The sequence below is a fragment of the Novosphingobium sp. genome, assembly GCF_025351285.1.
Lineage (GTDB): Bacteria > Pseudomonadota > Alphaproteobacteria > Sphingomonadales > Sphingomonadaceae > Novosphingobium.
The window spans coordinates 1-11,892 of sequence record NZ_JANXWG010000128.1 but is presented as its reverse complement, the minus strand read 5'-3'; the positions used below and the strand labels follow the sequence as shown (position 1 = coordinate 11,892).

The following is an 11,892-nucleotide window of genomic DNA, read 5'->3' as shown; positions in this document are numbered from 1 at the left end:
AGTGATCATCGCCGGCCTCGCAGCGCCTGCAGGGCGAACAGCGCGGCGATCAGAACCAGCCCGGAATTGGCCACGAGCCGCAGCAAACGCCACGGCACCCCGATGACTTCGCTCGTTTCGTGCGCGTTCCACAAATCGGCCTGGATCCATCCCGATCCGGCCAGCAGCGCAACGAAAAACAGCATTCCTGCCAGCGCGGAAAGCCGGTCTGCCAGTTCACGGCGCGGAGGTGGCAGACGGTCGAGGAGGAGGTGGATGCGCGCGTGTGCCAACAGCGCCGTCGCACGCACAAGAGCTATTGTCCCGGCGACGAGCACGCAGACCTGAACCAGTTCGATCGCGCCGTGGAGCGGCAACCCGATCCGTCTCCCGATCACCGCGCCGACGTTGATCGAGGTTGCGGCAACAAGCGCACTGCCGCCCAGCCACACGCCGATCCGGGTCAATGGCGCGGTCATGCTGCGATAACCCGGCCGGCGCGATCGACCCGGATCGGTGGCAGACCCGCCGCGATCGTGATCGCTTCAAGGTACTTGCGGATTTCGCCCGCGCGGGGTTCGGCTGCAAGAACCGGGCGCCCCGGCGGCTTCACGTCGACAGCGATCATGCTGACCGACAGCACCGCATCGTCTGTGTAATCGAGACGCACGAGCATGGCGTTGACGGCCTCCGGGTGGAACGGAGCCAGGCTATAGGCGGGATCGGGCTCGAAGCCGAACAGCACCTTGCGCCGCTCCGCCCAAGCGGCGCGGGCGGGATGGTTTTGTGATGGGCTCAACGCACGGGTGACGACGCAGCCGTTGCCCAGGCCGTGGAGGATCGGCTTGCCCCGGTGGAACTCGATGCCGCGAATGATATGCGCGTGATGGCCGATCACGGCATCGGCGCCGGCATCGATCGCGGCATGGGCCACCGCGCGTTCGTAAGGCGCGAGCTTTGCGGGGGTGTGGACGATGCCCTTGTGGAGCGCGACGAGGACAATGTCCGCCTGCGCGCGTGCCGAAGCGATATCGTCGGCCAGGATTTCGCGGGCAGCATCGGTCATAGCTTCCAGCGGCGCGGTGGGGGCGATGGGCGATCCGTCTGCGGTTGCGATCGGCAGGTATGCGCAGCCGGCGCGCGCAGGGGCAGCCCAGGCGGCCTCGGGTCCGACGCAGTTGTAGGATAACAGCGCCACACGCCGCCCGTTGCGCGTGACGATCGCGGGCCGGCGCGCCTCGGCCAGGTCTTGTCCGGCGCCGGCGAAGGCCACCCCGCACGCGGCCAAACCCGCGCAGGTATCGGCGATCCCCTGCGCGCCGCAATCGGCGATATGGTTGCCCGCCAGGCTCAGCATCGCAAACCCGGCCTCCGCGATCGACGCCAGGTTTTCGGGCGGCGCTCCCGGCGCTGGCACGTCCCCGGCCAGTTCCGCGCCGCAAATGGTGTGCGGCACCTCCAGATGCCCGATCGCGAGATCGGCAGCGCGCAAGGCGGGCGCGATTCCCGCCAGCCAGTACGCGCCATCGGGCTCGTCGAGCACGAGATCGCCCGCCAGGACGATCGACAGAGAGCGCGCCTCAACCATCAAAAGTGCCGCCGCGCGCCCCTTGCCTCAGAACGACTTGCGGACGCTGACTGCGACCAGCCGGCCGATCGGATCGGACGCGGTGGCGTCATAGCCGCCGCTGCCGTTCCCGCTCGGCGCGATGTTGACGTATGGCGGGTCGATGTCGAACAGGTTGCGCACCTCGATCCCGAAGGTGAACGGCTTGGCGCGATCGCCCACCTTGAAGTTCAGGTTGAGGTCGATCGGGGTGTAGCTTTTGACCTGCTGGTTGGGGGTGACGGCGATGTTGGTATAGCCGTTGATATGCGTGGCGCGCAGCCCGATGCCGACCGGCCCCTTTTCCCAGTTGATCCCGGCGCGCATCTTGAACTTCAGCGGCTGGAAGATCTGGTTGAGCTGGTTGACAAAGGGCGCGGCGGGGGTCTGCGCGGTCTTGAACCCGGTCAGATACGTGCCGCTCAGGTTAAAGCGGAACGTCCCGGCCTTGTTGGTCTCCATCAGGTAGTTCGCGGTGAAATCGATGCCCCGGGTGATCGACCGGCCCAGGTTCTGGCTGCGCCCATCGACGAATAGCGTCGGCGTTGCCGGCAGGACCCCCGCCACCGCGAGCCCTTGCGATACCAGCGCGCTGATCGCGGTCGCCGCATCGGGGCCTTGCACGATCAGGCCGGTGCCGTTGAACTGCGACAGCCGGGTAAGCACCGCCAGATCGCTGAGCAACGCGATGACCTGGTTCTTGTAATCGACGCTGAAATACGTCGCCGAAAACTTGAGGTTGCGGGCCGGTTCGAAGTCGGCACCGAATGAGTAAGTGGTGGCGGTTTCGGGGCTGAGGCCGAGATTGCCACCCGAACGTGCCACGCCGACGATTGGCGCGCCGCCCGCCGGGTTCTGGTAGTTCTGCACGAACAACTGGTTCGAATTGCCGTAGATCTGCGGCAACGTGGGCGCGCGGAACGAGGTGCCGTAGCTGCCGCGCAAGGTCAGCCCCTTTACGGGGGTCCAGTTGACGCCGACCTTGGGGTTGGTGGTCTTGCCGACGTCCGAATAGGAATCGTAGCGCACCGCAGCGTCGATATCGAGTTTCTGGAAACCGCCCATCGCATTACCCGCTCCGAATATCGGGATGAGCAGTTCGGCATAAGCCGAATCGACCCGCCGGCCGAAGGTGCGGAACACCAGCGGCGTGGTTGGCGCGCCGCGCGCGGTGCCCAGATCGACTTTGAATTCCTGGCCCTCGTAGCCGAGCGCGAGCTTGACTTGGCCACCCGGCAGGCTGAACAGCCCACCGTTGAGCCGGGCTTCGTAGCCGGTGAAGTGGCCGATGGTCGGGTCGTTGGAAATCTGGTTGAAGATGCCCGCCAGCGTGCTCGCCGATGTCCGGCCCAAGCCATAAGGATCGAACGCGGTTGCCGGATTGCTGCTGGCCAGTGCAGCGTTCAGCGCGGCGTTGCCGACACCGATGGTGGTAAGCGACGTGTCGCTGGTGCGGCCCTTGTTGACCAGTGCTTCGAACTGGAAATCGTGAGGCAGTTTGATGCGGATGCCCGGCGTGATCTGCCAGCTTTCACCCGATCCGGTCTGGAGGTTGCGCGGCACGTCTCCGCGGAAATTGTAGTCGAGCGCGTAGCTCGTGCCCGCGAACCCGGCGGGCCGCACGAAGAACGCGTTGGTTTGCGGTACGGTCAACGTTGCGCTGGCATAGCCGGGCAGGCGCTCGAAGCTGCGCTTGGAATAGAACCCGTCGGCAAACACCGTCAGCCAGTCGGTGAGTTCGAAGGTCGCGGTGCCGTTGACCGAATCGTACTTCTGCTTGGGGATCAGATCCTGTCCCTGCGCATCGCTGCAACGGTTGCTGGTGCCCGGGATCAGCGATGCGGCGGTGGCCTGGGTCACGCTGCCGGGGATGGCGTAGCTGGTCACCACGCCGGCCGTGGTGGTGCGGATCGTGCCGGGTGCGCAGCGCGTCAGGCTGTAGTCATTGCCGCCGAACGGGGTCTGGTTCGAGGTGAAGAACGGGCGGCTGTCGCCGTTGAGGTTGGTCTTTTCGACATGTTCGTAAGCGACCATGACCTGGCCGCGGCTCCACTTCTTGCCTACCGCCGCCCCCAGCGCATATTCGTGGTAGATGCCATCGTCGGACACCCCGGCGCGGCCGAAGGCTTCGGCGCCGTTGAGGCTGCGGCGCGGGATCAGGTTGACCACGCCGGCGATCGCGTCCGAACCGTAAATGGCCGAGGCACCGTCGGCCACGACCTCGACCCGGTCGACACCGAGCGTCGGGAGCACGGAGGGATCGGTCGAGCGGCTGTTGTTGACCACGCGGTGACCGTCGATCAGGATTAGCGTGGCGTTTGCGCCGATGCCGCGCAAGTTGATCGAGTTGCCGTAAACGATATTGCCCGCGCCACCCGACTGGCCGCGCGAATTTTCGCTGACGCCCAGGTCGAACACTTGCGGCAGTTCCTTGATCGCGCGATCGAGCGTGACGCGGCCGGATTCGACCAGGTCGGCGCGGCCGAGCGAAGTGATGGCCGACCCGACTGGAGCTTCGACGCGCACGCGGCTGCCGGTGACGACGATTTCGCCAGCGGATGGCGCGTCCGCGGGAGCGGGCGGCGGGGCGGCATCCTGCGCATGAACCGCAGGCGCGAGGGTGAGCGCAACCAGGCAAGTGCCCAGCATGGCGGTGGTGCGGAACGATGTCCTGTAAGGCATGGTGATCAGTCCCTTCATGATGATCTACTCCCTTCCATTGCGGGTCTTTGCCCGATCGGAATCTTGAGGATGGCGGCTAATTCAAAAGCGGCAGGTCGATGGACGAACCAGCGCCGCGGGTTACGGTCAGGACAGGCGGCGGCACTTGCGCGATGTCCCTGAGATTGCGCTGGCGCGGATCGGCGCCGGTGATCGTCACCCGCAGCCGCGCGCCGGCCGGCAATTCGCGCGAAACCGGGGTCAGGCCGATGGCGAGGGTTGCGGTTTGACCGACAGGGAGAGGAGCCGCATCGGCTTTCCTCCCCGAATGCCACGGCACGCCGAACGTCGGATAGGGCGCGGGCGAGATCTTGCGGTGCGAAAGCTTGATCCGCCCGAACGAAAGCACTTCGTCTTTCCCGCCGGGGTGAATTTCGTCAAGGTAGATGAAGATATCGGCATCGGGCTTGTCGGCGCTGACCGACAAGTGCGCGACTGGAAAGCCGACCAATGTCATGGGTTTGGCCAGCGGCGCGCTGGTGTAGCTCAGCCCGTGATCATCCATCGGGCCGGCCCAGAACGCGAAGTAGTCGGCCGGCGGCAACTTGTAGTCGACGGCAAAGCGGTCCTGGCCTGGCGCGCCCGCAGTCGTGCCTAGAATGCCGTCGTTGACCGAACGCGCGGTCCCGCTCCTGCCTCCGGCCAGGAACCAGCGCTGCGGCTTCGATGTGGTGCCGGGCAGCGCGGCGGTGTGCTGGAACGATCCCGTGCCGTCGCCGCGTTCGAGCCACCAGGTGGCGCGTGGCTCGCGCTCGATGCCGTTGTCGATGCCCTTGAGATAGTGGTCGAAATAGCGGCGCACCTCGCCGGTAAAATCGTAGCCCGGCGGCGGTACGCAATGGCTGCCAGGCCCGGCCAGGAACTTGCCGCCGGTGGCCGCCGCGCCTTCGAGCACTTGCGCGGTCGGCTCGTCCTGCCAGTTGCCCCAGAAATAGGTGGGGATCTTCGCGGCGCGGATCGCGGGCAGGTATTTGTAAACCGCCACTTCTTCCCAGAATGCGTTGCCGGTCAGCGGCGACACGCTGTCGCGGTGCGGCATGCCGTACCACAGCGGCGCCATCGGGGTATTGTTGGCGTGTTCGGCCACCGCGGCCTTGAGCAGCGCGCCATCGCCATCGTCATCGACCGGGATCGACGCGAGATCGACCGCGGGCGGTTCGTCGGGCCGGGTATTGAATTGCGTCGGGATCCCGCCGTTGCGCACGAAGGCGTACTTGTCGAGTTCGGACGCACCGATGAACGCGGCCTTGAGCGAGGGCGGCGCGGTCGTCGCGGTCTGGAACACGGTGCCGCCGAGGTACGAGCAGCCCATCATGCCGACCTTGCCGGTTGCATAAGCCTGGTGCGCCAGCCACTCGACCAGATCGTAGCCGTCGCGCGCCTCGGTGCGGTCCTGGAACCCGCGCCGATGGCCGAACGATGCCCCCTTGCCGCGAATGTCGGCGGTGGCGACGACATAACCCGCACGGATCAGCGAGCGCAGCGCCAGCCGGTCGTTGAGCGAAAGTTCGATCACCTGGCCCTTTTCGTCGCGGAAGCGGGCGCGGTACGGGGTGAACGCAAAGATCACCGGCAACTTTTGAGTGGCAACCCCGCGCGCGTCCGCCGGGCGATAGATGTTTACCGCCAGCCGGGTGCCGTCGTGGACGGGTACGTAGACCGAAGTGCGCGCAAAGTCGGGATAGGAGTCGGGCGCAGCGGACTGGGCAGCGGACTGGGCAACAGCCTGGCCCGTCATTCCCAGCAATGCGACAGCCAGAGCCATCTTGCGCATCCTCGATTCCCTGCCTTTGCAAATTGTCGACAATCTCATCGGCAATTTGCGGTTTGGCCGCAAGAAAAATGATGCTGACGAAATTGTTGACAATATTGTGCGGTTTCGGGCAAAAGCTCGTCATGTCCACGCAGCCAGCCGATGACCGATCCCGCGCTCCCACCGCAGCCGAAATCGCTGACTGGATCCGTGAACGCATCCGCCGCGGCCGCTTCGTGCCCGGCCAGCGGCTGGTCGAGATTGACATCATTCGCGGCACCGGTGGCAGCCGTTCGAAAGTACGCGACGCGCTGCAACGGCTCGAAGGCGAAGGGCTCGTCACTATCGAGGAATTTTGCGGCGCATCCGTACGTACCGCAAGCCTGGAGGAGGTCCGCCAGATCTACCGCGCGCGGGCGGCGCTCGAAGGTATCTCGGCAGCCGACTTCGCCCGCCACGCCAGCGCGGGGGATCGCTTGCGCCTGCGCGAGCTGCATGGCGGGCTGGAGTCCTGCGTCAGCGGCAACGCGCCCGAACGCTTCGGTCGGCTCAACGGCGAATGGCATGGGCTGATCGTGTCCGGATCGGGAAACGTGGTGATCGGCGATGTGCTCCAGCGGCTCAACGTGCCGATCCATCGCCTGCTGTTCGAAAGTTTCTACAGCGCCGAACGGTTGCGCACCGCGATCGACGATCATCGCGCGATCATCGAGGCGATCGAGGCTGGCGACGCTACACTCGCCGAGGCCGCCATGCGCCGTCATATCGAAGACGGGTTCGAAACCCTGTCGAGCATCGACCACGAAGTGAACGGCTGAGGCGTTATCACCATGAAGAGCCGATGCCAGGCTCGGGATCTGTTGCTTCACTTGCAAGGTTTACGAAGGGTTTCACGCCGCTTCCGCCAGCGGGTCGCCCAACAACAATACGAACTTTACCTATTGGTTTTAGTGGCTTGCCGCCAGCCACATTTGCCTGTGACCAACATCGAATATGATGTGTTGATCTGCGAAACTGCCCCATGTGATGGCAACTTCACCATCGGTACACTGGCCAGATCCACCTGAAGTACCAAGGGCAGTCAGCGGGACGCCGCCCAATGAGACTTTGACAAGCGGGTGGCCGGAAATATCTGAATCCGCAGGTCGTCCCACAATAGCCATCCGGATGGGATCGCCGTGTTCATTGCGCGCATCAGCAATCAGGCAGCCACTGATCTTCGACACTGAAATGGCTGCCATGCGCATGCCCTTGCCAACGTGACGGTCGCCCTGATCGAAAACACGCACTTTGGACCGCTTGAAGTCGAAGCCGATCCTCATGTCACTCATCAAATCTGACCCAATGATCAAATCCGTCGCGGGCCGTGTTGGCTGAATGTTGACCTGATGAATGCGCATTTCGTCGCGGTCGATGCCCACAACGCGATTCTTGATAACCTGCTGGGGCCCACGAATTTCCGGGTCGACCTTCAGATATCGTGCTTGTGACGGATCGGCGATCGTAATCGGCGCAGATGGATCGATCACTGCCTCGACTGGCTGCAAATCGATCCTGGCAGAAATCAACAACAATCCCGCCTTCAGGATGATCTTGTGAGACATGACGCCGATCGGACCGGACATGACTTCAATCCTCTTTTGACTGGACGCCCAAATTTGTCCCTGTCGCTTGGAACAAGGCCACGCTGTCGCTCAACCGCGCTGCCTGGGCCTGAACAAGAAGCGCGGAGGCCTGCGAGGCGGCAACCGATGCATTGAGAAGGGCAGTCGTGCCCAAGGCGCCCAACTCGACTTGGCGGCGGGTCAGTCGCAGCGAACTGCTTGCTGCGACGTCTGCGCGCGATGCGGCGTCGAGCGCGGCTGCGTCGGTCTTGAGCCCGGCCAGCGCATCATCGACGTCGAGAAACGCCTGCAGCGCTACTGACCGGTACTGCGCCTTGGCCGCGTCGAGCGCGGCGGCACTCGCGCGCTGCTGATGCAATAGCTGGTGCGAGTGAAAGATCGGCTGGGCCAGTGTGCCGATCACCGCGAAAAATGGGTTGCCGCTGGCAAACACATCTTCGATCCGGTTGGCCGATCCACCGATATTGCCCGAAAGCTGTAGCGAGGGTAGCCGCGCGGCGATGGCCGTGCCCAGGTCGGCCGCGGCTCCGCGCACTTGCGCGTCGGCCGCGCGGACATCGGGGCGATGCGCGATAATGTCCGCTGGCAACCCGACGGGCAGCCTGGAGGGCAGCAAAAGCTCCGCCATACGAGGCAGATCGAGGGGCGTGCTCCCGGTCGGCACGCCGATCAGACTGCTGATCAACCCTGCCTGATGCTCCGCCTGGCGTTCGAGTGCGGGCAAGGCGGCTTCGACCGTGGCGAGCGCAGTTTTCTGAGCGAGTACGTCGGATTCGCCCAGATCACCGATGGCCCTGCGCCGCTCAAGCAGGATGACGAGCTGTTGATCGCTGTCGATCGCGTCCCTGGCTGCCGTGATCTGCGCCTCGAGCGACGCATGCTGGATCACTGCCAGCGTCAGGTTCGCGGCGATGGTGGTCTTGGCCGCAACGAACCGCGCAGCGGCAACATCCGCCGCGGCGCGCGCCGATTGCACCTTGCTGCGCCCGCCGCCGAACACATCGATCGGATAGGCCACGGTCAATTGCGCGGTGTGGAGACTGTAGATGTAGGCGTTGGGATCGGGCAGCGGCGGCGAGAAGGTTTGCGAAGCCCGCAGACGTTGCGACTGCAAGCTCGCGTCGATTTGCGGGCCCTGTGACCCCGCCGTCGCGGCCGCCTGTTCGCGAGAGCCTGGCGCAGCGTCGCTTCGGCCACGGCCAGGTCATTGTTGTGCGCCAGCGCGGCATTGACAAGCGCGTCGAGCCGCCTGCTGCGGAAGCTTTCCCACCAGCGCGGAAGTGGCGCGCCGCCGGCCACGATCGCTTGCGGGGAACCCGACGCCGGAACGATCGTCTCGGACGGACGCGCCGGGGGCAGCGGCGCGGTGCCGCGCAAGTCACGAGGACCAGGCATGCATGCAGTGAGCAGCAGAACACAGCATGCAGCAGCGCAGCGCCTGTCCATCAAGCCGGCGCCATCGGAGTGCCATCGGCATGGTGCCGGCGGATCGCGTGGCCGTGCGCGCCGCGATGGTGCGAAAACCGCGCGATCAGCACCGGCAGCACCAGTAAAATCAGGATCGGTGCCAGCGTCATCCCGCCGACCACAACCAGCGCCAGCGGTTTCTGGACCTGGCTGCCGATGCCGCTCGACAGCGCGGCCGGCAACAGCCCGATCGCCGCGGCAAGACACGTCAGCACCACCGGCCGCATCGAATGCCGGATCGTGATGGCAATCGCATCGTCGCGGTGCAGACCTTCGTTGATCTGCTGGTTGAACGCTGTCACGAGCAGGATGCCGTCCATCGTTGCGATCCCGAACAGCGCGACAAAGCCGATCGCCGCCGAAATGCTGAACGGCGTGCCTGTCAGCACCAGCGCCAGCACCCCGCCGACCAGTGCCATCGGGATCACGCTGAACGCGAGCAGCGAATCTCGGATTGACCCGAAATTGGCGAACAGGAGGACCAGAATGAGCAGCAGGCTGATCGGAACCACGATCTTGAGCCGGTCGACCGCGCTCGTCAGATTGCCAAGATCGCCAGCCCATTCAAGGTGATAACCTGGCGGCAGCACAACATGCCGCGCGATGCGCGCCCGGATTTCGTCGACCGTACCCCCCAGGTCGCGCCCGCGTACGCTGAACTTGATCGGGACGTAGCGTTCCTGATGCTCGCGATAGATGAACGAAGCGCCCGAGGCGAAATGCACCTTTGCCACTTCGGACAGCGGCACCTGGACCAGCCCTCCGCCGCTTGGCGCCGGCGCGCCGATCGTGATCCGCTTGATCGCCTCGATGTTTCCCCGCTGAGATGAATCGAGCCGCACTACGATCGGGAAGTGCCGGTCGGTGCCCTGTTCGTAGAGATCGCCGGTCGATTGCCCGCCGATCGCGGCGGCGACGGTGGTGTTGATATCGTCGGGGGTCAGCCCATAGCGCGCCGCCGCCAGCCGATCGACCTCGATCCGCACGGTCGGCTGGCCGAGCGAGTTGTTGATCCCGAGATCGGCCACACCCTTCACGCTCATCATCTGAATTTTGATCTGGCTGGCCAGCCGCTCGATCGTAGCAAGGTCGCTGCCGAAGATCTTGACCGAATTGGCGCCCTTGACCCCTGATGTCGCCTCTTCGACATTGTCCTCGATATATTGCGAGAATTCGAAATCGACCCCGGCAAAGCGCGCCTGCAACCGATGCTGCAATTCAGTTGTCAGCGTTTCCTTGGTCACCCCGGCCGGCCATTCGCTTGTTGGCTTGAGCGGCGCGTAGAATTCGGCATTGAAAAAGCCGGTCGAATCGGTGCCGTCGTCAGGGCGGCCGTGCTGCGTCGTGACCCTTTCGACTTCGGGGTAGCTAGCGATGATGTGGCGGATCTGGATGACGGTCGGTTGCCCGGCTTCGAGCGACACCGACGCTGGCAAAGTAGCACGGATATAGAGGTTGCCTTCCTCAAGATGCGGCAGGAATTCGACGCCCAGCGCCATGATAGAGCCCACCGTCACCACCAGCGCGATCGCTGCCGTGCCCAGCGTCAGCACCGGATTCTTCAGCGCGAACGAAGCCGCGGGCTCATAACGACGGCGAATCTGTCGAACCAGCCACGTATCCACCTCCTGCACCCGGTCGGGCAGGAGCAATGCCGAAAGCACAGGCGCGATCGTGAAGGCCGCGACCAGCCCGCCGCCAATCGCATAGGCATAGGTCTTGGCCATCGGCCCGAAGATGTGGCCCTCGATCCCGGTCAGTGTAAACAGCGGCAGGAAGCTGGCGATGATGATCGCGGCGGCAAAGAAGATGCCACGGCTGACATCGCTCGAAGCATGGAGGATGGCCGAGAAGCGGTTGGCGCGGCTCGGCGTGATCCGGCCCGCGCCGATGGAGTGCGAACGGCCTGCCATGCGCCGGAAGATCGCCTCGACCATGATCACCGCCGCATCGACAACCAGCCCGAAATCGAGAGCGCCTAGCGACAGCAGGTTCGCGCTCTCGCCTTGCAGGGTCAGAATCAGGATCGCCACCGACAGCGCGAAGGGGATCGTCAGCGCCACGATCACCGCGCTGCGAAAATTGCCGAGGAAAAGCCATTGCAGCACGAAGATCAGCAGCACCCCCGCCGCCAGGTTCTCCATCACCGTGTGCGTGGTGACGCCAATCAGGTCCGACCGGTCATAAATCCGCTCTAGCTTGACGCCCGGCGGCAGCACCCCGCCCGCATTGATCGTGTCGATTTCCTGTTCGACCGCATGGATCGTCGGCAAGGATTGTGCGCCGCGCTGCATCAGGACAATGCCCATGACGATGTCGTCGTCCGTGCCCTCGCCCGCAATGCCCAGCCTGGGCAGGTTGCCGATCTTGACTTGGCCGACATCCCGAAGAACAACCGGGGTTCCGCCAAGCGTGCCCACCAGAACATTGCGGATCGCCTCGGTCGACTGGATCAGCCCGATCCCGCGCACGATCGCCGCTTGTTCGCCGAAATTGACCGTCTGGCCGCCGACGTTGGCATCGCTTTTTCCTATCGCCGCCAGCACTTGCGGGACTGTCACGTTGTGCGCGAGCAGCTTGTCGCGATCCAACTGCACCTCGTAATACCAACCTGCCGTGAGGCTGACTCACGGGGGGGATTCCCAAACTGGCGAAATTCTGAATCAATGGCGCCCTGCAATTGGAGGGCGTGACCATGGGATCAGCGATCAGCTTGAGGGAAGATTTTGACAGCACAGCGT

9 protein-coding genes are annotated in these 11,892 nt (G+C 64.4%); 2 read left to right on the top strand and 7 right to left on the bottom strand.

The genetic code is table 11. The features are described 5' to 3' along the window. Positions 1-5: 5 nt before the first annotated feature. From Q0R16_RS15465 to Q0R16_RS15450, 4 genes are read right to left on the bottom strand one after another with little or no spacing between them, the layout of a single operon-like run. A complete protein-coding gene (locus Q0R16_RS15465) occupies positions 6-458 on the bottom strand; it encodes a TRAP transporter small permease subunit (protein ID WP_295638038.1) in 453 nt (150 codons plus the stop codon). After that, positions 455-1,567, bottom strand: coding sequence for a CapA family protein (locus tag Q0R16_RS15460; RefSeq protein WP_295638035.1), 1,113 nt, complete (start codon positions 1,565-1,567; stop codon positions 455-457). Before Q0R16_RS15460 ends, Q0R16_RS15465 begins: the two co-directional genes overlap by 4 nt. A gap of 27 nt (positions 1,568-1,594) precedes the next feature. Then, the gene (locus Q0R16_RS15455) at positions 1,595-4,285 is read right to left on the bottom strand and encodes a TonB-dependent receptor (protein WP_295638032.1); all 2,691 of its coding nucleotides are present in this window, start codon (positions 4,283-4,285) and stop codon (positions 1,595-1,597) included. A 58-nt stretch (positions 4,286-4,343) separates the two neighbouring features. Continuing rightward, complete coding sequence (locus Q0R16_RS15450; protein ID WP_295638030.1) at positions 4,344-6,071, bottom strand: CocE/NonD family hydrolase; 1,728 nt, start codon at positions 6,069-6,071, stop codon at positions 4,344-4,346. A 1-nt stretch (position 6,072) separates the two neighbouring features. Here Q0R16_RS15450 and Q0R16_RS15445 point away from each other — a divergent pair, with 1 nt between their 5' ends. Beyond that, complete coding sequence (locus Q0R16_RS15445; protein ID WP_295638027.1) at positions 6,073-6,225, top strand: hypothetical protein; 153 nt, start codon at positions 6,073-6,075, stop codon at positions 6,223-6,225. Then, a complete protein-coding gene (locus Q0R16_RS15440; RefSeq protein WP_295638024.1) occupies positions 6,203-6,877 on the top strand; it encodes a GntR family transcriptional regulator in 675 nt (224 codons plus the stop codon). Before Q0R16_RS15445 ends, Q0R16_RS15440 begins: the two co-directional genes overlap by 23 nt. A 129-nt stretch (positions 6,878-7,006) precedes the next feature. Here the strand turns inward: Q0R16_RS15440 and Q0R16_RS15435 are convergent, their stop codons facing one another. The 3 genes from Q0R16_RS15435 to Q0R16_RS15425 all read right to left on the bottom strand — a co-directional run bounded on the left by Q0R16_RS15435 (position 7,007) and on the right by Q0R16_RS15425 (position 11,748). Then, positions 7,007-7,684, bottom strand: coding sequence for a hypothetical protein (locus Q0R16_RS15435; protein ID WP_295638021.1), 678 nt, complete (start codon positions 7,682-7,684; stop codon positions 7,007-7,009). Positions 7,685-7,688: 4 nt separating this feature from the next. Next, positions 7,689-8,798: an efflux transporter outer membrane subunit gene (locus Q0R16_RS15430; protein WP_295638018.1), complete on the bottom strand. Its 1,110-nt coding sequence runs from the start codon at positions 8,796-8,798 to the stop codon at positions 7,689-7,691. Positions 8,799-9,129: 331 nt separating this feature from the next. Continuing rightward, a complete protein-coding gene (locus Q0R16_RS15425; RefSeq protein WP_295638015.1) occupies positions 9,130-11,748 on the bottom strand; it encodes a CusA/CzcA family heavy metal efflux RND transporter in 2,619 nt (872 codons plus the stop codon). Positions 11,749-11,892: the final 144 nt, after the last annotated feature.